Origin of the sequence: Paenibacillus riograndensis SBR5 (genome assembly GCF_000981585.1) — a bacterium.
Classification (GTDB): Bacteria; Bacillota; Bacilli; order Paenibacillales; family Paenibacillaceae; genus Paenibacillus_AQ; species Paenibacillus_AQ riograndensis.
In genome coordinates this window covers 848,577-872,173 of record NZ_LN831776.1, presented here as the reverse complement: position 1 = coordinate 872,173, position 23,597 = coordinate 848,577, and the positions used below count along the sequence as shown (strand labels likewise).

General features: G+C 49.3%; 13 protein-coding genes, 3 rRNA genes and 3 riboswitches. Of the genes, 2 read left to right on the top strand and 14 right to left on the bottom strand.

Annotation, left to right across the window (positions count from 1 at the left end):
• Positions 1-24: 24 nt before the first annotated feature.
• The 13 genes from PRIO_RS03805 to PRIO_RS03745 all read right to left on the bottom strand — a co-directional run bounded on the left by PRIO_RS03805 (position 25) and on the right by PRIO_RS03745 (position 19,276).
• The gene (locus PRIO_RS03805; RefSeq protein WP_046501150.1) at positions 25-1,215 is read right to left on the bottom strand and encodes a DUF4179 domain-containing protein; all 1,191 of its coding nucleotides are present in this window, start codon (positions 1,213-1,215) and stop codon (positions 25-27) included.
• Positions 1,190-1,774 (bottom strand): RNA polymerase sigma factor, encoded by a 585-nt coding sequence (locus PRIO_RS03800; RefSeq protein ID WP_020425543.1) that lies wholly within the window; start codon positions 1,772-1,774, stop codon positions 1,190-1,192. Before PRIO_RS03800 ends, PRIO_RS03805 begins: the two co-directional genes overlap by 26 nt.
• Before the next feature lie 148 nt (positions 1,775-1,922).
• Positions 1,923-2,690, bottom strand: coding sequence for an acyl-[acyl-carrier-protein] thioesterase (locus PRIO_RS03795; RefSeq protein ID WP_231869812.1), 768 nt, complete (start codon positions 2,688-2,690; stop codon positions 1,923-1,925).
• Between the two features lie 534 nt (positions 2,691-3,224).
• A 5S ribosomal RNA gene (gene rrf, locus PRIO_RS03790) occupies positions 3,225-3,341 on the bottom strand.
• 79 nt (positions 3,342-3,420) lie between these two features.
• Positions 3,421-6,348 (bottom strand): 23S ribosomal RNA (locus tag PRIO_RS03785).
• Between the two features lie 327 nt (positions 6,349-6,675).
• Positions 6,676-8,226: ribosomal RNA gene (locus tag PRIO_RS03780) — 16S ribosomal RNA — on the bottom strand.
• The 16S, 23S and 5S rRNA genes sit together here, the layout of an rRNA operon.
• Positions 8,227-8,593: 367 nt before the next feature.
• Positions 8,594-9,403, bottom strand: coding sequence for a transglutaminase-like domain-containing protein (locus PRIO_RS03775; protein WP_020431873.1), 810 nt, complete (start codon positions 9,401-9,403; stop codon positions 8,594-8,596).
• A 13-nt stretch (positions 9,404-9,416) separates the two neighbouring features.
• A riboswitch (cyclic di-GMP riboswitch) is annotated at positions 9,417-9,498 on the bottom strand.
• Positions 9,499-9,572: 74 nt separating this feature from the next.
• A riboswitch (cyclic di-GMP riboswitch) is annotated at positions 9,573-9,654 on the bottom strand.
• 122 nt (positions 9,655-9,776) lie between these two features.
• A complete protein-coding gene (locus tag PRIO_RS03770; RefSeq protein ID WP_020431872.1) occupies positions 9,777-10,433 on the bottom strand; it encodes a class D sortase in 657 nt (218 codons plus the stop codon).
• A 57-nt stretch (positions 10,434-10,490) separates the two neighbouring features.
• Positions 10,491-10,895, bottom strand: a complete 405-nt coding sequence (locus PRIO_RS03765; protein WP_020431871.1) for a GtrA family protein — start codon at positions 10,893-10,895, stop codon at positions 10,491-10,493.
• A complete protein-coding gene (locus PRIO_RS03760) occupies positions 10,885-11,874 on the bottom strand; it encodes a glycosyltransferase family 2 protein (RefSeq protein ID WP_020431869.1) in 990 nt (329 codons plus the stop codon). Before PRIO_RS03760 ends, PRIO_RS03765 begins: the two co-directional genes overlap by 11 nt.
• Positions 11,875-11,925: 51 nt before the next feature.
• A complete protein-coding gene (locus PRIO_RS03755) occupies positions 11,926-15,753 on the bottom strand; it encodes a glycosyltransferase family 39 protein (RefSeq protein WP_020431867.1) in 3,828 nt (1,275 codons plus the stop codon).
• A complete protein-coding gene (locus tag PRIO_RS03750) occupies positions 15,750-17,720 on the bottom strand; it encodes a glycosyltransferase family 39 protein (RefSeq protein ID WP_144412085.1) in 1,971 nt (656 codons plus the stop codon). Before PRIO_RS03750 ends, PRIO_RS03755 begins: the two co-directional genes overlap by 4 nt.
• A gap of 155 nt (positions 17,721-17,875) precedes the next feature.
• Positions 17,876-19,276, bottom strand: a complete 1,401-nt coding sequence (locus PRIO_RS03745) for an NCS2 family permease (RefSeq protein ID WP_020431864.1) — start codon at positions 19,274-19,276, stop codon at positions 17,876-17,878.
• A 123-nt stretch (positions 19,277-19,399) separates the two neighbouring features.
• A riboswitch (purine riboswitch) is annotated at positions 19,400-19,499 on the bottom strand.
• A 259-nt stretch (positions 19,500-19,758) separates the two neighbouring features.
• On the opposite strand from PRIO_RS03745, the gene PRIO_RS03740 reads away from it, so the two are divergent.
• Positions 19,759-20,604 carry an NmrA family NAD(P)-binding protein gene (locus tag PRIO_RS03740; protein ID WP_046501145.1) on the top strand — a complete coding sequence of 282 codons (846 nt, stop codon included), beginning with the start codon at positions 19,759-19,761 and terminating at the stop codon, positions 20,602-20,604.
• Positions 20,588-21,139: a PadR family transcriptional regulator gene (locus tag PRIO_RS03735; RefSeq protein WP_062522510.1), complete on the top strand. Its 552-nt coding sequence runs from the start codon at positions 20,588-20,590 to the stop codon at positions 21,137-21,139. Before PRIO_RS03740 ends, PRIO_RS03735 begins: the two co-directional genes overlap by 17 nt.
• A gap of 407 nt (positions 21,140-21,546) precedes the next feature.
• Here PRIO_RS03735 and guaA read toward each other — a convergent pair whose 3' ends face one another.
• Positions 21,547-23,085 carry a glutamine-hydrolyzing GMP synthase gene (gene guaA, locus PRIO_RS03730; protein WP_020431849.1) on the bottom strand — a complete coding sequence of 513 codons (1,539 nt, stop codon included), beginning with the start codon at positions 23,083-23,085 and terminating at the stop codon, positions 21,547-21,549.
• Positions 23,086-23,597: the final 512 nt, after the last annotated feature.

Genomic DNA, 23,597 nt, shown 5'->3' with positions numbered 1-23,597 from the left:
GAGCTTCTTTTTGCAGAATTATTCTTAAGGGATTTGAATCGTTTGTTCAAGCTCTGGGTAATAATGCTTCACCGGTTTTCCGTTGGCATCCTTCAAAGGCTTGAGATCTTTGTCAACGGCATGCGTAAATGGCTTAACCGTAATCGTTTTCGGCGTTTTCGGGAACGGCTCGAAGTCAAGATCGGCGATTGGGTGAGTTGTGACTACCGGACTGTAATAATATCCTTGTTGGGAAAGCACATTATTGCTTTGATCGCCCACGATATCATAGAGCATTTCGGAGGCGTTATAGCCGGAAATCGGCTTCGGCAAGCTTGGAACTTTACCTGCTTCATTCACAACCATTCTGCTTGTGGCCGGAGTCAGCTCCAGTTTTTTAATGGTATAACTGAATTCCTGTGTCTTTTTCGTTTGGTTCAGATCAAGTTTGACAATGCCTTCCGTTACCTTTTTCACTGGCACCTTGAATTCAAAAGGCTCTGTGATTTGGGTTACCGGTATACTGACGCTTAATTCGAATTCATTACCATAGCCTTCAGTATTACTCAGCTTTCTGAAATCATACAAAAGGGTGTTCTTTTTTCCTTCAACATCGCCAGACATCGACATTCCATACGCTACTTCTTTTCCATCCGGCATTTTTAGGACAGCTGAACCCAGCAACCCCTTAACGGACTGGTCCAATGTTACTTTTGCCTTCTTTTCCTTTACAGCCGGATCAAACGCAATGGGTTCAATAATTTGCTTTGCCATCGTCTCGTCGTTATCAATACCTTCCCGTTCGATTGCCAACGCCAACCGCGTGCCGTCATAATAGATATCGGTAAGCTTCAACGTCACCCCATCATGGGTAACGCTTTGGTTAGGGGCTGTGGATAGACCTTTTTCACCTGCAGCTTGGAGACCTTTATCCTCTATATCTTTAAAAATATTTCCTACAATCGGAATCTGCTTCAACGTATCCGCCATAACCGGTGATACAAATCCGCTCCCGATAATCCCTGCGCCCAGCACTGCTGCTGTGGATGTAGCCACCAGCGTTTTTTTCAGGAATCTGCCGCCACGTTTGGCCGATGCTCTTTTTCCCATGCCCTCTTCTCCTATTCGCTTCATAATTAAATCGCTGAAACTGTCTACCGGCAGCTCATGATTTTGGACCATTTGACGAATGTCCTCCATCTTCCGGCTTTCAGTTCGACCTTGCCACTTCCCCATGAGAGCCTCCTCCTTCATTCATCTTTTGCCGGACCAGCTTTTTACGCAGACGTTCAAATTTCTTCCGCAGGGCAGCAGGATTACAATCCATAATTTGCCCAATCTCCTCGAAGCTGTACTGTTCAACAACCTTGAGGATCAGCAGATTACTTTCCTCGGCCGATAAACTGTCCATCAATAACTGTACCGGCCCTTCACCATTAGGTTCATAATAGGCCTTCGGGTGCTGCTCTTTATACAGGGATAACAGACGGCTGCGCCGCTTACGTTTACGAATCTGGTCCAGACAATGATGGTAGGCCACTTTATACAGCCAGGCGGAAAAAGATTCCACTTTCCTATAACGCTCAAGCTCCCGATACACTTTCACAAAAATATCTTGAACCGCATCCTCAGCTTCTTCACGGCTCTTCAAAATGTAATAACAATACGTATATATCTGCCTCTCAAAGGCCCGGATTATCGTTGCAAAAGCCTCTCGGTCTCCTGCACGGACCTGATTTATGGCTTCATCAACCAGCGTTGGACTCGCTTGGGCCCCGGGGTCTCGCCGTTCCAAAGAATCACCTCCTCGTTGACTGCCTACACCTATATAACGTTTTTCAGTTCCCGAATTGTGACAAGCGGTAAAAAAGGAAAAATACCCCCAAACAAAAAAAGACAGTCCCCGTTATCCTTTCAGAAGGCTGTCGCTCTTTTCATTTTCACTACAAAACAAACTTAAGGCAAGCTTCAAAAAACACGGTTTCCCCACTCTGCCCGCGTACGAACATTCCCTGATCTGTTATAGGTGTCCGCAAAATCACCATCTCATCCCCAAATATAGCCTCCTGCAAATAACTAATCCGGAAGCTGGCCAATTCCAACTGCTCCCACTCTTTCTGTGACAGCGTATCAGTGCATAGCTCGCCATAGCGTGCGTTATTCAAATGGCTATTACTATCCAGGCCGCTGTAACGCACCTGGTAGCGGTAGGCTTCCACCAATGAAAGGTCCGGGGGAATCGTGACCTTTTGCGGCATGCTGCCCACGGAATCGCCAGTATAGTGCTCCACCTTCACCGGGAGAGCTGAGGGACGAAGTATCTTTCGTTTGGCAATATCGACAAGCGCCCAGACCGAACGGGCCGTGACGATTTCTATTTGGCTGCTGTCGAAAATCCGGTAGTCGCGCTGCCAGAGCGCTCCTTTGGTTCCTTTACTCCACGTATGTATAGTCAAAAGATCATTTGGACGTGGCATACGCTTGAATTCAAGCTCCAAAGTAATCAGCATCCAGCCTATTCCAGCCTCCAGCATCTGCTCCAGGCTCACACCTGACCCGCCCACTGCTGAATCGGCCGCGCGCTGCATCATATCCAGCACAAAAGACAGCTTTCCCTGTGATCGGTAATCTGTATCGCTTGCGTGCACGGAGTACTGTTCGGTCCATATAAGATGAGTAAGGTTATCCATAGGTTTATCCCCTCTGTTCATTAAATAAGCTTGCATTTATCAAGGCATCCACGTTTAAGTCTACTCCATCCACATAAACCGGGGAATACTCGCCAAAGTTCCTTTGCAAAACTTTATCCACATTACGGGCCGTATGATTAAAGTGTGGGGCATTCTGCGGACATGCTGAGCTTCCTTCACGATCGATCCGCAAGAGAGCATGACTTAGCTTGGAGGCAAAAATCAGCCGTTGCGGACAGGAAAGCCGTTATTGAAGGGAAATTCGTCTACTCCGCAGGTTAACGGACTCAGTGTGCCTTTATTTGTCCCTTTCCCCTTTATTCCAGGCTCCATCGAACGATATAACGACTCCTGAGTCTGTAACTGCTGAAAAAACAGGTTTTTTTACAAAATAAGGTCCCCTCAGTCCGCTTCAGTCCGCGGATGAAGCCCAATTCTCCTGCATCGTTATATAACCTCTGAAGCTCCCAAGATATCCACAGTAAAGGGAAACCCTATTTTCTTATACAATACGCAAAAAAAGCCACTGTCGATTACTCAACAATGGCTTCATGTGCTTGGCGGCGTCCTACTCTCCCAGGACCCTTCGGTCCAAGTACCATCGGCGCTGGAGGGCTTAACGGTCGTGTTCGGGATGGGTACGCGTGGAACCCCTCCGCTATCGCCACCAAACGGGCACTTGCGGTGCAAATGCTTCAGGAATTTGATCGCCTGAAAACTGAATCCGAAACGAAAACTGCATTTTAGTTATTTGGATAAGCCCTCGACCGATTAGTATTGGTCAGCTCCACACGTTGCCGTGCTTCCACCTCCAACCTATCTACCTCGTCGTCTTCAAGGGGTCTTACATGCTGGGAAATCTCATCTTGAGGGGGGCTTCACGCTTAGATGCTTTCAGCGCTTATCCCGTCCGTACGTAGCTACCCAGCCATGCTCCTGGCGGAACAACTGGTGCACCAGCGGTACGTCCATCCCGGTCCTCTCGTACTAAGGACAGCTCCTCTCAAATTTCCTACGCCCACGACAGATAGGGACCGAACTGTCTCACGACGTTCTGAACCCAGCTCGCGTACCGCTTTAATGGGCGAACAGCCCAACCCTTGGGACCTACTTCAGCCCCAGGATGCGATGAGCCGACATCGAGGTGCCAAACCTCCCCGTCGATGTGGACTCTTGGGGGAGATAAGCCTGTTATCCCCAGGGTAGCTTTTATCCGTTGAGCGATGGCCCTTCCATGCGGTACCACCGGATCACTAAGTCCGACTTTCGTCCCTGCTCGACTTGTAGGTCTCGCAGTCAAGCTCCCTTCTGCCTTTGCACTCTTCGAATGATTTCCAACCATTCTGAGGGAACCTTTGAACGCCTCCGTTACTCTTTAGGAGGCGACCGCCCCAGTCAAACTGCCCGCCTGACACGGTCCCCGTACCCGTTTAGGGTACCAGGTTAGAACCTAGATACGATCAGGGTGGTATCCCAACGGCGCCTCCACCGAAGCTTGCGCTCCGGCTTCTACGGCTCCCACCTATCCTGTACAGATCGTACCCAAATTCAATATCAAGCTGCAGTAAAGCTCCATGGGGTCTTTCCGTCTTGTCGCGGGTAACCTGCATCTTCACAGGTATTAAAATTTCACCGGATCTCTCGTTGAGACAGCGCCCAAGTCGTTACGCCATTCGTGCGGGTCAGAATTTACCTGACAAGGAATTTCGCTACCTTAGGACCGTTATAGTTACGGCCGCCGTTTACTGGGGCTTCGGTTCACAGCTTCGGAGTTGCCTCCTAACCGCTCCCCTTAACCTTCCAGCACCGGGCAGGCGTCAGCCCGTATACTTCGCCTTGCGGCTTCGCACAGACCTGTGTTTTTGCTAAACAGTCGCTTGGGCCTTTTCACTGCGGCCCCCTCGGGCTATTCACCCTACCGAGGCACCCCTTCTCCCGAAGTTACGGGGTCATTTTGCCGAGTTCCTTAACGAGAGTTCTTCCGCGCGCCTTAGAATTCTCTTCTCGCCTACCTGTGTCGGTTTGCGGTACGGGCACCTTCTCCTGGCTAGAGGCTTTTCTTGGCAGTGTGAGATCATGACCTTCGCTACTGTAATTTTCGCTCCCCATCACAGCCCAGCCTTACGATGTGCGGATTTGCCTACACACCAGCCTCACTGCTTGGACGGACATCCATCGGTCCGCGTCACTACCCTCCTGCGTCACCCCATCGCTCATAGCGGATTACGGTGGTACAGTAATTTCAAACTGTTGTCCTTCGACTACGCCTGTCGGCCTCGCCTTAGGTCCCGACTTACCCTGAGCGGACGAGCCTTCCTCAGGAAACCTTGGGCTTTCGGCGGATCAGATTCTCACTGATCTTTTCGTTACTCATACCGGCATTCTCACTTGTGTAATGTCCAGCTGTCCTTCCGGTCAACCTTCAACCCTTACACAACGCTCCCCTACCCCTGATGCAAAGCATCAAGCCATAGCTTCGGTGGTGTGTTTAGCCCCGTTACATTTTCGGCGCAGAGTCACTCGACCAGTGAGCTATTACGCACTCTTTCAATGGTGGCTGCTTCTAAGCCAACATCCTGGTTGTCTGTGCAACTCCACATCCTTTCCCACTTAACACACACTTGGGGACCTTAGCTGATGGTCTGGGCTGTTTCCCTTTTGACAATGGATCTTAGCACTCACTGTCTGACTCCCGGCAAGAAGTCCATGGCATTCGGAGTTTGACTGAGCTTGGTAACCCTTGCGGGCCCCGCACCCAATCAGTGCTCTACCTCCACGACTCCATTCACCGAGGCTAGCCCTAAAGCTATTTCGGGGAGAACCAGCTATCTCCGAGTTCGATTGGAATTTCTCCGCTACCCCCACCTCATCCCCGCACTTTTCAACGTACGTGGGTTCGGGCCTCCAGTGCGTGTTACCGCACCTTCACCCTGGACAGGGGTAGATCACACGGTTTCGGGTCTACGTCCACATACTCAGTCGCCCTATTCAGACTCGCTTTCGCTGCGGCTCCGGCTTCTCACCTTAACCTTGCATGCTAAACGTAACTCGCCGGTTCATTCTACAAAAGGCACGCCATCACCCCTAAAATAGGCTCTGACTTTTTGTAAGCACACGGTTTCAGGTTCTCTTTCACTCCCCTTCCGGGGTGCTTTTCACCTTTCCCTCACGGTACTGTTTCACTATCGGTCGCCAGGTAGTATTTAGCCTTAGCAGATGGTCCTGCCGGATTCATACGGGGTTTCACGTGCCCCGCACTACTCGGGATCCGTCTCGGAGGGAACAGGGTTTAGGGTACAGGGCTTTTACCTCTATCGCGGGCCTTTCCAGACCTCTTCGCCTACCATATTCCTTTGTAACTCCATGTGAGACGTCCCACAACCCCAAGGAGCAAGCTCCTTGGTTTAGGCTGTTCCGCGTTCGCTCGCCGCTACTGACGGAATCACTATTGTTTTCTCTTCCTCAGGGTACTTAGATGTTTCAGTTCCCCTGGTCTGCCTCTTCACACCCTATGTATTCAGGTATGAGTGACTGCGAATTACCACAGCCGGGTTTCCCCATTCGGACACCCCCGGATCAAAGCTTGCTTACAGCTCCCCGAGGCAGTTTCGTTGTTCGCCACGTCCTTCGTCGGCTCCTGGCGCCTAGGCATCCTCCGTGTGCTCTTATTAGCTTAACCATTGCGTTTTCCCGTAGGGAAAATCGCTAGCATCACTAAAATATTGAAACTTGCTTACACAAGTTCAGCTTAAAGGAATGTTCTAAAACGCATTTTCGTTTCGGTATCCAGTTTTCAAGGATCAAGTGTTTCCGGATTTAACTCCGGAAGAAGATCATATCATGTTTCCGAGCTGCTTGGCTACAAGCAAGTTCTGGAAACCAATATGTCCTTTGAGAGTTTAAACTCTCAAAACTGAGCAACGAGTGAGTGTTCGAACCCAAGGGTTCTAATGGAAGCAAAGCTTCCGATTTGAATGTTCTCATTGCAGAGAACGATTCTCCATAGAAAGGAGGTGATCCAGCCGCACCTTCCGATACGGCTACCTTGTTACGACTTCACCCCAATCATCTACCCCACCTTCGGCGGCTGGCCCCCTTGCGGGTTACCCCACCGACTTCGGGTGTTGTAAACTCTCGTGGTGTGACGGGCGGTGTGTACAAGACCCGGGAACGTATTCACCGCGGCATGCTGATCCGCGATTACTAGCAATTCCGACTTCATGCAGGCGAGTTGCAGCCTGCAATCCGAACTGAGACCGGCTTTGCTGGGATTGGCTCCACCTCGCGGCTTCGCTTCCCGTTGTACCGGCCATTGTAGTACGTGTGTAGCCCAGGTCATAAGGGGCATGATGATTTGACGTCATCCCCACCTTCCTCCGGTTTGTCACCGGCAGTCACTCTAGAGTGCCCAGCCTTACCTGCTGGCAACTAAAGTCAAGGGTTGCGCTCGTTGCGGGACTTAACCCAACATCTCACGACACGAGCTGACGACAACCATGCACCACCTGTCTCAACTTTCCCCGAAGGGCACCTAATGCATCTCTGCTTCGTTAGTTGGATGTCAAGACCTGGTAAGGTTCTTCGCGTTGCTTCGAATTAAACCACATACTCCACTGCTTGTGCGGGTCCCCGTCAATTCCTTTGAGTTTCAGTCTTGCGACCGTACTCCCCAGGCGGAGTGCTTACTGTGTTAACTTCGGCACCAAGGGTATCGAAACCCCTAACACCTAGCACTCATCGTTTACGGCGTGGACTACCAGGGTATCTAATCCTGTTTGCTCCCCACGCTTTCGCGCCTCAGCGTCAGTTACAGCCCAGAAAGTCGCCTTCGCCACTGGTGTTCCTCCACATCTCTACGCATTTCACCGCTACACGTGGAATTCCACTTTCCTCTTCTGTACTCAAGCTGCCCAGTTTCCAGTGCGACCCCAGGTTGAGCCCAAGGTTTAAACACCAGACTTAAGCAGCCGCCTGCGCGCGCTTTACGCCCAATAATTCCGGACAACGCTTGCCCCCTACGTATTACCGCGGCTGCTGGCACGTAGTTAGCCGGGGCTTTCTTCTCAGGTACCGTCACTCCGGTAGCAGTTACTCTACCGGACGTTCTTCCCTGGCAACAGAGCTTTACGATCCGAAAACCTTCATCACTCACGCGGCGTTGCTCCGTCAGGCTTTCGCCCATTGCGGAAGATTCCCTACTGCTGCCTCCCGTAGGAGTCTGGGCCGTGTCTCAGTCCCAGTGTGGCCGTTCACCCTCTCAGGTCGGCTACGCATCGTCGCCTTGGTAGGCCGTTACCCCACCAACTAGCTAATGCGCCGCAGGCCCATCCTCTAGCAGCAGATTGCTCCGCCTTTCATCCTTATCCCAGGTGGGTCAAGGAATTATCCGGTATTAGCTACCGTTTCCGGTAGTTATCCCAGTCTAGAGGGTAGGTTGCCTACGTGTTACTCACCCGTCCGCCGCTAAGCTTATCCCGAAGGATAAACTCCGCTCGACTTGCATGTATTAGGCACGCCGCCAGCGTTCGTCCTGAGCCAGGATCAAACTCTCCAATTGGTATTGAAAAGAGCGATAGCTCATTTTGAAACATCTGACGAGAATTTGCATTCTCATTTTGGATCTCACTTACGTGAAATCCCACTCACTCGTTGTTCAGTTTTCAAAGATCAAACTCGTTGTCGGCGATGATTTTCTCGTCACCAGCAACTCTTATAATATACCACGTTTGTTTGAGCAATGCAAGCTTTTTTTGAACAATTTATTCAATCATTCTTCATTTACTTAGCAGCGCTCCAACAACGCTTACTTATAATACCCCATAGTCATATAAAAAAGCAACCCTTTAGAAAAAGAAAAATAACCCACTTAATATTTAAGCGGGTTATCTCCAAAGATCCTATTGTTGATTGTATATTCACTTCTCTTAGTAGAATTTCGCTGCAGAGTATTTGCTTGCTACTTTAATTAATCCCGTTTCTTTGTTGTTCTTGCCTAAACCGGCATCAACTGTAGTGTCGATAGTCACCCATTTGCCGTCAAGCAAGACTTCGTTCCAGGCATGGTATGAAGTCACATAGCTGGTATTCCCCATCACCAATTTGGTAGGTATGCCTTGACTGCGGAGCATGGTTGCAAACAATGAAGCATAATCGTAGCAAATCCCCTTCTTGGTGGCCAGTGTATTATCATTGTTGGGGATGTAGTCAGTCGTAACACTGGAAGCTAGGCTATAGTCATATTTCACATTAGAAACGATGTAGTTGTATATTGCTTTTACCTTTTGTTCATCAGTGGTCAGCCCCTGTGTGAGCTGAGCAGCTTTCAGAACTGATTTATCGGAAGAACTCCATTTCACATTCTGTACGGAGCTCAAGTATACGTCGTTCGCATCGCTCATGCTGAGGTCTACGGTTTCGGAGGACATCACTTTGTATTTATTGCCGGTAGTGTTCTCCAGAACAGATATTTTATACGAACCGTTACCTTGCTGCAGCGGGAAGGTTTCATTGGGCTTAGAAGCATATAGGTTATATGTGTAGCTATTGTTGTCCTTAGTAATCATGAGCTTAATACGCTTGTCCTTAGGAACTTCATAGGAAACAGCGATAACCCCTTGATTCAATTGCGATGTATTCAACCAGCCTGTGTCCGTGCTGGCAGCTTCAGCTGATCCTGTCTGGACGGAAGTGGCAACTACAAACAATGTTAACAACGTAAAAAAGAACTTTTTCATGGATAAAACCCCTTTCGGTAGCTGGCTGCCATTCGTATTGGGAAGGCCCTTTAGCTTTGCGTCCCTACCTTTCGATAGGTTTGCCGTTATCGTATAAGCTTTATCTGTTCCTACTTCTAATGTAGATTGATAGATTCATATTTAAGAACAAACAAAAAAAGCCTCTTCATTCGGTAGCTGGCTGCCATCCATAGCGGGAAGGCCCTTTAGCTTTGCGTCCCTACCTTTCGATAGGTTTGCCGTTGTCGTGCTTAGCTTTTATAGTTATATAGTATCATATTTATATCTATATTCAAGACCCAAATCACTAGACTTCTACTATTTTTTAATTAAATTTTAATATACTGCTTTTAGGACGCAGCTATTTTGGGATTTAAGACAATCTGGCATGAATAATCAGGCGATGAGTGGGATTGACCAATGGATCACAGGTAATCAGAGTGAGTATTTTATCATCGTTATGTCCATTTAATACGGAAACATCCGTAGGCTCTACAATTGAAATATCATACACTACGTACTGGTAATCCTGTTCCTTTGTTTGCACGGATATGGTATCACCGACCTCAACTTCGTTGAGCCTGTTAAAAAGCCTGCCTGCTGTTCTCGATCTATGAGCTGCAATCGCAGCATTGCCAACCTGCCCGATAGCCGCGGTCTCCTTCATGTGGGCGGCAGCATGCTTCATGTTGGCTTTAGTCGCCCCTTCCAGTACGGGCAGCTTCAAATTGATTTTGTCGATCTGGATAATGCCTGTGATCTTGCCTCCCAGCTTGATTTCGGGAGCCGGCGCTTCTGTCGCTTTCGCCAGGTCACCCTCAGAAGATTCCTCGGCGAGAAGCTGGGTGACTTCAGCATATTGTTTGTGCAGATCTGACTGCGGAGACGGTGAAGGCGAAATCTCACTGTACGCCTGTTCGGCTTCCTCCAGCAGCTTCTGCTGCTGCCAGTCGTTGTACCATTCATTTGCTTTGGGATACAGCATCAGCAGAATCCCGGCAAGAATAATTAAGTAAGAGAACTTGCGCATGAAAATCACCTCCGAAAGTTAGTTTTTCAGGTTCACTTTATCTAGTGCTTATTTTTTTCAAAATACCCACTTCCGGCTTCCGAAAAAATTGATCACTACGGTTACGACGGTAACCAGCACTTTTGCAACCAGCACCTGAATGCCGAAGCGGCCGGTCAGCAAATGCATAAGCAGCACTGATATGCCCAGCACAACCAGGTTCAGCACAATGAACCTTACCAGCTGCATCCGGTCAAAGCTATCCTTGCTCCCCCGGTCCCGGTCCCGAAAAGTCACCTTCTTATTCCAAATGAAACTGTTGGCGGTACCAGCGCTGTAAGAAATGATCTGTGCCGGGGCATTCATCATCCCCAGTGAGTGCAGGAGAGTGAATATGGCAAAATCAATCAAGGTATTCAGCACACCTACGGCATTGAATTTTAAAAACTGGATGAATCCTGCATTAAGCTGTCTATCTGACATAATCGTTGTCCTTCCGTACGCCCGCGTTCTCTCCGCCGCTCTCTGCATCGCCGTAGCCCCTCGTCTCACGCACGATATACAGCGGTCTATCCTTGGATTCATCATAAATCCGCCCAATGTATTCACCGATTACACCAAGCAGCATCAGCACAATGCCATTAAACAGCAGATTCACACCCACGATAGAAGCCCAGCCGGGTACCGTCCATGAGGTGAACACCTTCTGGAATAGAACAAAGAACAGATACAGAAAGCTGGAAAAGGAAAGAAAAAAGCCGATGTATGAGGCTATTTTCAGCGGTTTGTGGGAAAAAGAGGTGATGCCGTCCAGCGCAAACCGGATCATTTTCTTCAGCGGATATTTGGTTTCACCGGCAAAACGCTCTTCACGCACGTATTCAACCATAGTCTGGCGAAAGCCCACCCAGCTTACCAGCCCGCGCACATAACGGTTCTTCTCCTTCAGACCGCGCAGCACATCGCACACCTTGCGGTCAATTAACCGGAAATCACCTGTGTCTGTAGGAATCTCCACACTGGTCATGCTGCTGAGCAGACGGTAGAACATCTTTGCGGTTGCTTTTTTGAAGAGAGTTTCACCCTGGCGTTTAAGCCGCTTGGCATAGACTACCTCATAGCCCTCTTTCCACTTTGCAATCATCTGCAAAATCACCTCAGGCGGGTCCTGCAGATCCGCATCAATAACCACGACCGCCTCGCCTTCAGCATAATCCATCCCCGCCGTGATCGCCACCTGATGGCCAAAATTGCGCGAGAAATCAACCAGCTTGACATGCTCGTCGCGGCTGCTGACCTCACGCATAATCTCAGCTGTACGATCCCGGCTCCCGTCGTTAACGAAGACAAGCTCGTAAGAATCGCCGCAGCCGTCCATGACCTTTTTGAGACGCTCATACGTATGCTGAATGACCTCTTCCTCATTGAACATGGGGACAATTACACTGTATCTGGCTTTCACCTTAGTTCCTCCTAAAATTGTGTAACTGCTGTGTAAGCATCCGCCACTTCACTAGAAGACCCAGGAAGGGAACCAGCGCAGCACAACGTCCACATAGTCTTTACTAACCTGCATGCCTGACAGCACAGGATAAAACATTACAAAAAGCAGTGCGGCAACGGCCACATAAGCATAACGCAAATACCGGGCTTCCGGGTATTTACTGTCGAGCAGCTTCATGATGTATACAATAGCAAGAATCATGAACGGCACCATGGCAAAGTAGTGGTAAAGGAACGTTTCACGCGGCACCAGCATCCATGGAACATACTGTGAGAAAAATCCGATCCAGATCATGTACAGGTTCTTGTCCTTGCGCTTGATTGTAAACCAGACCGAAGCCAGCATAGCAAAAATTCCGGTCCACCAGATCAACGGGTTCCCCATAGTCACGATGCTGCTTACCTGTCCTTCCGGCAGTCCTTCACCGCCGCTGAAAAACCATACCGGCCGTTTCATGAAGGGCCATTCCCACCAGGAAGAAGCGAAAGGGTGGGTGGCAACAAGCTGGCTGTGGTAATTGTACATGTTCTTTTGCGCATCAATCAGACCTTTGAAGGTGTAGCCGTCTGCCGAGACCGACAGAACCGGGATAAAGGACAGGCTGTAGATCACCCCTGGAATAATAACAAAAAACACCACGCAGCTAAGCAAGGTAACAATGGTATTTTTCCAAAACGATTTGTCTGCGGTGCTGCAGGCGGCTCTCAGCTCCTGATCCCCCACTCTGCCCTCCGCCAGCAAACGTCCCGCCGCTCTGTATTCTCTGTAGCGTTCAAACAGGGCAAGCGCCAGCATGATGGCAAGACCAGCACCCCCGTAGATTACAATCCACTTGGAGGCGACGCCGATCCCAAAAAACAGGCCGGACCAGAAAAGAGGCACCAGCGTCCGGCGCAGCGGAATGCGGTAGAAGCTCATTGTGAAATACCGCTGCATGAAATAGAACATCAGCATGATGAAGAAAACACCGTAGACGTCGATGGTTGAGATGCGCGTCTGGGTGAAATGCATGAAATCCAGTGCGAACAATCCGGCGGCAAGAGCGGCATAGAGGCTCTTTTTGAACAGCCGTAAAGCCATTATATAGATCAGCGGCAGCATGGCAATACCAAAGAGCGTGCCGATAATCCGCCAGCCGAACGGATTGACGCCGAACAGCTCCATCCCCACAGAGATCAGCAGTTTGCCAAGAGGCGGGTGGGTATTCTCGTACGGGACGATACCGTGGGCATACTCATAAGCTGTACGGGCATGATAAATTTCATCAAAATAGGTGCTGTTCATAAACCCGGAATTCTCCGGAATGACCGATTGTTCATCAAACAGGTTGGACGGCTGGCCTCTTTTGGCAGTTGTACTATCAGGTGTAACGCTGGCGACAGGAAGCGGTGTTTTGCCTCCCCCCTGTTCATAGAAGGCCATTTCATTCAATGTGAATCCCGGAGAAGTAACGGTCAGCTTCACATATCTTGCCGCAACGTTCAAAGGCTGGCTTTTCCAGATGAACACATTGCCGACATCCTCATTGACATCCAGCGGGCCGCTCCAGGTATCCGGCGACTGGCTGAATTCCAGTTTGAACTTGCCGGTCCCGACACCGCCGAATATATTCACCCGTTCCAGCTGTCTGTTCTGGCCCAGGTCCACAACAAAGCTCTCGCCGCTGGCTGCCGGTTCCCACAAGGTTTCCGGGGCTTTGGTCGAGCCCAGATGAAATAAAGCCAGCGCCGCATAGACGGCGGTAATGCCCAGCATCCAGATCCAGTCTTTGCGCTGCAGCTTAGGCAGCCCTATCCGGCTGGCGCTCTTGGGAAGGGGACGCATCCCCTCGGCCAGCTCCAGGTCCGCATCATATTTCTCTGCCGCCGCAGCCGGAGGAAGAATCGGTTTAATGTCTTTTCGGACATATACCGCATACCCTACATACAGCATGTATAACGCCAAAGCAATATTGGCAATTGCAGTCACCAGCACAATGCCGTCCGAAGGCGGATTATTGCCGGCGTTCAGATGGGCCAGCGTATAGCCTACATTAAGATACTGCGTCAAAGTAAATCCGAGAAACAGCGTCAGGAATCGGCGGTCCCGGCTCTCGATATAGGTGAACAGGCACAGGAGCAATGCCGGGTACATGTACCGTTCATGCATTTTTGTCCCGAAGACAAACACGATTGTGATGAGAACCATACCGATAAAGAAGGACTTCGAAAGCTCTTTGCGGTCTTTTTTGAAAGAGTAATACGAAGCAAGGGCAACGGCCGCCAGGATGAAAATAAAACCCCAAGCACGATAAGTAATTCCCAGCCACATGGAATCAATGGAAGCCCATAACGGATCGGTCAGCGCATATAGATTAAAAGCATTGACCGTTGAATACGGATAGGAGGATAAGGTTCCCTTATAAAGATCAATCAGCCCGCCGATTCCGCCGTTATTCCAGAAGAATGGAGCCGCCAGTACAGCAAAGATGCCAAGCCCGTAAAGGGCGCCAACCGCAAGCTGTTTCCAGGCACGGTGATGGTAGAAGGCAAACAGCAGTACAGGCGTGAAAATCAGCGCCTGCGGCTTAACAAGCGTAGCCAGGGCAAAAAAGATTGCCGAACGCACAAAACGTTGTTCCGATGCGCCCAGAATACTGAGCAGCAGGAACACTAAAAAGAAGGAATCCGCTTGTCCCCAGGCGGCAGAGTCCATCAATACCGCCGGATTGAACAGGAACAGCAGCATCAGGCCGACGGCCATGCCGGAGCCCAGTTTGGTACGTCCTGCACGGTAAATCAGCCAGCCCAGCACCAGATCGGAAAGGATTGCCGGCAGCTTGAAGAGCAGGGTCTCTCCCCCCGAGCCGTGCGCAAATCCGAACAGTCCGCGAATGAGGCTCAGCACATACAATATGTACAAATAACCTGGAGGATAATCGGCAAAATACCCCTCTTCATAAAACTTGCCCGGCCCCAGGTCCACAAGGCGCTGGCCCCAGGCGATAAAGGTATTCATGTCATTCTGATATCCCTGCGCGGTCAAGCCAATCCAGATCCGCAGGATCAATGCCGCGCCGAAAACCACGTAGAGCCAGCGGGTATAGACAGCATCCGGCTGCTTCAGAAGCCGTTCACTGCGGAACGCCCTATTATAGAAAAAGGCGAAAAACACACTGAATACTGCCGACAGCAGCAGCAGCTTGGCAGGCGATACCTTATGCGGAGTCTCCGCAGCCTGGTCGCCTCCGTTCTGGGCTGCTGCGGCCGCGCTGTCGAGCGAGATGACACCGGCTCCCGCAGGAGCGGCATCCACCTGCTCTACCGACAGATCATCAAAGTAGGCTTTGCCTTGAATCAGACTGGCATAGCCGCCCAAAGCTGCACCGATGCCCAGCTCTTTTTGCCCGGAGCCGGTTTGGCCGTAGAATTCAAGGTACTGCCAATCTCCGCCTGTATCCGTGGTAGCGGGATAGCCCCCTCCAATGCCTACGGGGAAAATGTTCGCACCCAGTCCCTGGCCTGCGGTGCTGACGATTTTGACGTAACCGGAGATCTTATAATAGCTGTTAGGCGAGACTGCAATCGTCTGCACCCATTTGAGGTGATTGGGTTCCAGATTCTCAATAACCGCAGCCCTGGTACCGGAATGGACTTCCTCAGACTGCACAGAGAGCAGCCCCGAGCTGTCCCCCTGAATCCACATGTCCTTGGTCCAGCCCGCAGGAGCACCTTCCTCCCCTTCCTCAAAGCCCGGATTCTGCAGTAAATTGCCCGCTGCATAACTGCTTGTTACAGGAAGAATGAACAATAACAGCATTAAAACCAACATTGCGGCCGTGCGTGTACTCCTGATCATCGTTCCAACCTCACCTCGTCAATGTTAATCCAGCCATTCCCGCCGGTTATGTAAATCTCCGCCTGCTCACCCTGCTTAAGGGATGCATCCGGAAGCGCAACAGGGTGATATTCGTCCCCTGCTGTCAGTTCAGCTTCCGCCCGCACAGAGCCGTTCACCCGGATGCCTATCCTTCCTCCTGAACCCCCGGCGCTCACCATGGCGGTTAGTTTGTAGATCCCTGTCCGGGCACTAAAGGTCTGTTGAATGCTTTTGTCTGAACCTATGTCAAGATATGCATGGCCTGCTCCCGAGTAAGGATTATTGCCGGCTGCACCCGTTCCCGTTGAAAAGCTCCAGCCGGAGGTTCCCTCTTCAAATCCTCCATTAGGCACTTCCGCCTGAACTCCTTCAACATACGGGGCGGCATTACCTTCCGTATTGTTATAAATAAGCACACTATAATTAGTAAATTTCTTAATTGTATACCCGCTGTTCACAGCAGGCACGGGGTCGTTGTTTCCAAAGACATATGCCGCCTGTCCCGGCTCCATGCCCGGAGCACCAAATTTGTACCGTCCAAAGGAAGACACCATCTGAAAAGCATCTCCGGGATTGATATATTTGACCGAAGCCAGAAAGTCATGCGGATTGATTTTCTCATAAAAAAGCACATAAATATAGGGCATATTGACTTTATCTGTGACATAGATATCGCCGCTGGCTGTTTCTGAAGCGTACTGTATAGCCTCTCCCAGCGAATCATAGAAGGCCGGGCCAATCTCCTTAGGAAACTTTCCAAAATAGGCATTTGTAAAAAAACCGAACATCACAGCAAATACGGCTACCGACAGCAGAGCGGCAAGCTTCAGCTTCTGATACAGCGAGAATACAGCTGTGGCAACCAGCATAATCAGCGGATAGAAAATGATATTGATCCGGTTGATGTTCACATCAGTGATCAGAGCCATCAGGATAGCGATGCCCAGCCAGAGCAATACGGTTATATACCCAAGCCCCTCACGCCTGCGCTGATACACCTCATATATCATAACAATTAGCCCAAGCAGAGCAAAGGGCAGCGCAATCGGGTAAGCATAGCCGTATGGGGATATGGCATTCCAGGGCAGCCCGTCGCTTCCGCTGCGCAGCAGCTCAATAAATCTGCTGAAGTTGCTGGAGGCTGTGTGCAGAAGTTCTCCGCCGAATACTGAGGAAATCTGCTCCACCCGGGGCATGGTTAATCTGGGAATCGTGAAGAGCCTGGTGGCTATCTCATGAAACCCATAATGATTAATTACTATAAATAATAGTATAGGCAGGGCAAGGAGCACAAAGAAAACAGTGTTCCATACCAGCGTCCGGAATTTCAAGACCCTACTATACAATAGAAGAAATGCGGCACAGATAGCAAATACCGGCACAAAAAAATAGGCTGTTCCGTATGCATATAGCGAAATGGCCATAATAACCGTAAAGCCGTAGGACCATTTGGGTGTCTGAAAGGATTTCAGCAGACAATAGACGGCAATCAGAATCAAGGTAGGGAACAAGTTAGATTCCAGCGCCCAGCGGGACATCATAATATGCCAGGGATTGATGGCGATGAAGAACATGGCGAAAATACCGCCTGCCCGGGCCGGAAACAGCTGCCTCATACTTAAATAGAAAAAAATCATGCCAACAAGCCCCATCACCAGACTCAGCGCCCGGACAGACAGCGGTGTCAGCCCGAAGAGCCAGATAAAAGGCATGGATAAATAGGCATAGAGCGCATTCTGTCCACTGCCCCAGGCGATAAGGTGAATAGGCAGATGGACACCGTTGCGGTCAATCCCGTAATGCAGGATCGCGTAAGCATCATAGCCGATGGATGCCTCATCCTGATTAAGTCCTGAAGGAATAGATCCGAGATAGATTATCCGTACAATTGCACCCAGCACAAACAGCGCGAGCGGCCAAGGATTGTCTATACAGGATCGGTACACTCTTTTAAATAGGCCGGAAATAGGGATCACCTCTTCAACAATATAATCCAAATGCCGGATGATGAAAAGACTACGGAAAAAAAGCCCCGCCTAGTACAGGCAGGGCTGCAGAAACTGGAAACTACGAGTTCTGGTTGAATTGACGATGTCTTAGCTTAACCCTGGCTGCCGATCAGAACGTAGCGCAGCACGATCAGGACGGCGAGCAGCCACATCATCCAGTGGATGTCGTATTTCTTCTTACCGGCAAGATTGGCAACACAGGCCAGGATAACATAGGTTACAATACCGAACGAAATCCCGTTCGCAATATTGTAGGTGAAAGGCATGATGGCGAAGGTAAGGAACGCCGGAATAGCCAGAACCATATCCTGAAAATCAATTTGGCGGATGGACTGCGCCATAAGCACCCCGACAATGATCAGCGCGGCTGCAGTAGCCGGACCTGGAATCAGCGCGACAACGGGTGCCAAGAACAGTGCGAGCAGGAAGCAGACACCGGTAGTCACGGCAGTCAGACCTGTACGGCCGCCTTCGGCAACACCGGCAGCGCTCTCTACGTAAGCGGTAGTGGTGGAAGTTCCCAGCATCGCACCGCCGGCAACAGCTACTGCATCGACGAACATGGCATTTCCGACACGTTTCTTGCCTTCTTCGGGGTTCTTCATAATTCCGGCACGTTCAGCAGTACCAACAAGCGTACCAAAGGTGTCAAACAATTCTACGAAAGTGAAAGTGGCAATCGCGGACACGATACCGGTGTGCATAATGCCCTCCCAGTCAAATTCCCAGAAGTTCAGCTGTGAGAAATCAGGAACCCAAGGTGTCTGCGGATTCGACAGCGTGCTGAAATCAACAGCGCCCATGAGAATGGCGACGACGGTCGTGCCCAGAATCCCGAACAGGATCGCGCCGCGCACGTGCAGCACCATCAGGATGGAAATCAGCAGCAGGCCGATAATTACCAATTGAACATTGGTGTTCTCCAGGCTGCCCATATGAATAACCGTTTCAAAGGAGAGCACATCTGTAAACTTATTGGCGGCGATATCCTTCCCGGCTTCAACGCCGATCGTCATCAGTCCGCTGTTCTTGAGGCCGATAATGGTAATGAACAAGCCGATACCGACGGTAATGGCATGCTTCAGGCTGTCAGGAATGGCGGTAAGCAGAATCTGCCGGACACGGGTGATTGTCAACAGGATGAAGATAATCCCGGAAATAAATACGGCGGTCAGACCCATCTGCCAGGTGAATTCATGATCGGTGGTTGCCGAGGACAAAACCACGGATGCAAAGTATGCATTAAGGCCCATACCAGGCGCCAGAGCTACCGGGAAGTTGATGAACAGTCCCATGGCAATGGTGAAAATCCCTGCAGCCAATGCTGTAGCCAGGAATACGGAATACCAGCCCATGTCGATGCGGCCAAAAGCGGTCAGAGTGCCGGGATTTACCGACAAAATATACGCCATTGCCATAAAAGTGGTCAGACCGGCCATAATCTCTGTGCGCACTGTGGTGCCGTTTTCTTTCAACTTGAAAAAGCGGTTCAAATTGTTCTCCCCCTAAGGTGTATGTTGTCTAAAAGCAACAAAAAGCCGGCATCTTGGGAGACACCGGCCCGGAAAAAGAGCAGCTTCGCATGTCCAATGGATAAAAATCCGAAGGATCGTGAAGGCCTTGCTCTTCATAATCGTAGCCAGGTCATTACGGTGACCTCGTAGAGACTTCCGGGCCGATTCCCGGAATTATACGAATGTTTATGCTGCTCTAACGCTTTATTATTTTAGGTGTACTTAACATAACTTGTCAATGGTAAATACGAACAATGAACGTTACTTTTTTGTTATTGTTCGTAATTCAGACATTTCTTCGGATGTCCCTAGTTTCGGATATAGAAGTTCAATATTCCATATCCGCATCTGTATACAAAATTGACTGGAAAGGATTTAAAAGCTTGATAGTATAGTCTAATTAGACTATACTAATTGATGTAGTCTAATTAGACTAAATATCATGAAAAGAGGTCGTTTTTATGTTATTTATTACAGGAGCAACTGGAACCGTCGGACATCAGGTCGTCAAATTCCTTAATGAAAAAGATGTGGAATTTAAAGCGCTCACCCGGACTCCGGAAAAACTGTTGAAAGATAAAACAGATAAAATGAGCATTGTCGCTGGCGATATTAAAGATTGCTCTGCCTGGTCAAACAGCCTGGGTGATGTTGACACATTATTCTTAATCCTTTTGGACGATGCCAGAGAAATTTTACAGGCGGCAAAAACCAATGGAGTTCAAAATATCGTGTTCTTATCTTCAGCTTCGATCAATCGTTCTGATTCAGATCACAATGATAATGCAAAAAAACATAAAGAGGTTGAAGATCAAATCAAAGCGTTTGGTTTTAACTATGCTTTTATCAGAGCCGAGGCATTTATGCATAATGCCATTTACTGGAGGGATCTTTTTAGATACAATAAGGGCACTATAAAGCTGCCAGCCTTAGATGCAAAATTGGCAAGCGTGCATGAAACAGATATTGCCGAAGTGATTAGTATTGTTTTAACCGGCTTTAACAAGTTTTCCGGTCAAGTATTGACGCTTACAGGAGCAAATATTCTTAGCCAACTGAACATACTGTCAGAAATTTCAAAGCAACTGGGACAACAGATTGGCTTCGAGGAGCAAACCATTGATGAATTTCATTCATACATGAAAAATTACATCGCTGAAGAATATATTAACCTTAGAATCCAAGACTGGGAGTACACTTTAAAGCACGATCTTAGCCTTACAAATACGGTCCTGACTATTCTTGGCCGGGAACCTCTTACGTACAGAGAGTGGGTTTCTGAGCATTTAAGTGCTTTCAAATTTTAAACAGAAAGAGGAATTCGCGATTATACCCTTATTGATACTTGGCTTACTGAAGGATTGCGGGCAATCAAGCGCTTATGAATTGTTAAATATATTTAAGGAGCGAAATTATAGGTACCTCGTACATGTTACGAAGGGATCGCTGTATTATAACTTGCAAAAGTTAGCTAATGAGGGTTTTGTACGGCTTGTTGAGGTCGTTAGCGTAAACAACTATCCCGAACAACATATCTACGAAATTACAGAACAAGGAAACGATTATTTCGATGCTTTAATGGCAAAGCATTCAGTTCAGACCGATGACATTACTTTAGCCTTTTATATGACAACATTGTTTGCACATCAATATGATCCTGAACAATTTAAAAAAGCTGTATCTGTACAAATTGAAAAAACACAGAAAAAAATTGAAGAAATTGATTTTGTGCTAAATTCCAAAAAAGATATTATCTACGATACCGCAAAATCCATGATGAAAAATGTAAGGGCACACCATGAATTAAACTTGAAATGGTTTCATGAACTACTAGAACAATAAGCACGACACGGCCCAGCGAATGCAACGGCGCGCAGTCCGATGGAACTCGAAGAGGCTCTGGACATGAAACGTGGAACCTTTAGCTACAACCTTGCCGCCAGATGCGGTAAGGTTGTTTTGTTTTTTTCGCTCCAGTTGATCTGCTCAAGCTCAGGGACGAGTACAGAACCCTACGCAACAGCTTCATAATGTTCTTTTAGAATCTTGTTAATTCGTGAACGCCTGTTTACTTCTCTTCTTTCACACTGTTACATCCTCTGTTTCAGTAACACCCGGCACTTTAGTTGTCAACCTTATTGATTTTGGTCATAAAAAATACTCCCTTCTATTTGCTAAACAACGCAGATAAAAGAGAGTAATCTTTTGCACTCTATAGTTGCGGGTGAAAAGGAACTTTCAATGCCCTTTTATTCCCATTCAATCGTTGCCGGCGGTTTTGAGGTGATGTCGTAGACTACCCGGTTGACATTTTCAACCTCGTTAACGATACGTACTGAAATTTTCTCCAGTACCTCCCAAGGGATACGTGCCCAGTCGGCAGTCATGCCGTCGATGGAGGTAACTGCGCGGATGCCTACGGTGTAAGAATACGTACGCTCGTCACCCATAACGCCCACACTCTTCATGTTAGGCAAGGCGGTGAAATACTGCCAGATCTCGCGGTCTAGTCCAGCTTTGGCGATCTCTTCACGCAGGATGAAGTCGGAATTGCGCACGATTTCCAGCTTCTCTTCGGTAACCTCGCCCAGCACGCGGATAGCAAGTCCCGGACCCGGGAAAGGCTGGCGCCAGACGATGGCATGCGGCATCCCCAGCTCTTCGCCCAGCTTGCGCACCTCATCCTTGAACAAGGTATTCAAAGGCTCGATCAGGCTGAACTTCATATCTTCCGGCAGTCCGCCGACATTGTGATGCGATTTGATGGTCTGCGCCGTTGCCGTGCCGCTCTCCACAATATCGGTGTACAGTGTTCCTTGGGCAAGGAAAGAGAACTCACCCAGCTTGGCCGATTCTTCGTCGAAGCAGTAAATGAACTCGTTGCCGATGATTTTGCGCTTCTGTTCGGGATCGGAGACACCTGCCAGCTTGCCCAGGAAACGCTCGCGCGCATCGATCTTCACCACATGGATGTCGAATTTGCCGACGAAGGTTTCCATTACGCTCTCTGCTTCACCTTTGCGCAGAAGGCCGTGATCGATGAACATACAGGTCAGCTGGTCGCCGATAGCCCGGTGAATCAGCATCGCAACTACCGAGGAGTCCACACCGCCGCTGAGGGCGCAGAGCACTTTTTTGTCACCGACTTTGGCTTGAATATCCTTGACGGCATCCTCAATAAACGATTCCATCGTCCATTTGCCTTCGCAGCCGCAAACCTCGTACAGGAAGTTCGAGATCATCTCATTCCCGTTCACGGAGTGGCGCACCTCCGGATGGAATTGCACGGCGAAGAATTTGCGGTCCGCATGGCTCATTGCCGCAATCGGAGCGCTCTCCGTGCCTGCATCCAGCTTGAATCCGGCAGGAAGCTCCACCACATGGTCTCCGTGGCTCATCCATACCGTCTGGCCGCTTTCGAGGCCGGCAGCCAGCACAGCATCCAGTTCAAAGTCAACGTTGGCCTTGCCATATTCCCGCTTGTCCGCACGTTCAACCTTCCCGCCCTGCTGATGGGCCATAAGCTGCATCCCATAGCAGATACCGAAAATCGGCAGTCCCAAATCATAAATGGCCGGATCTACGTGAGGCGCATCCTCAGCGTACACACTGCTTGGTCCCCCGGAGAACACGATCCCTTTTGGCGAAAGTGCCTTAATCTTCTCAATTGGCGTATTGTACGGCAGAAGCTCGCTGTATACCCCCAGGTCCCGGATTCTGCGCGCGATAAGTTGATTGTATTGTCCCCCGAAATCGAGAACGACGATAATTTCACTTGGCTTGTTCATTACGTGCCTCCCTTGATTATTGGATTCATTATACTCATGGTTAATTCTCATCGTCAAGGAAAGTAAGGCACGTTGTCTCTATGGTTTTTTCCTTATCCGGCGCGCGGATACCCGCAGTTTGGCGGATGTTGATAGGTTGGAATTCCGCAGGATGAACCAGAGGGAATTTATGGCTGATGCGGAGAGGGCAAACCGGGATTATTTCAAACACTAACCGAAGTGGAAAAAGGGAACTTAAATTAACGCATCCCGCGCCCTCGCAAACGTTAAGTGGAAAAAGGATCACTAATCCGGCCGATTTGCATTCTCCGCAGGGATTTCGCCTCATTTAACTCTACTTTTTCCCACTATTCCCTCCAAAACAAGGCTTCTGCATCCATTTAGGTGTACTAATTCCACTTCACTTTCCCGCAGCTCTCCTTGAGCCTACTCTTCCTCGACATCAAAAGGAAATGATCGTTTCCTGACTACTAAAAAATAGGCCATTCGCTGTTCGGGCAGCAAATGACCTG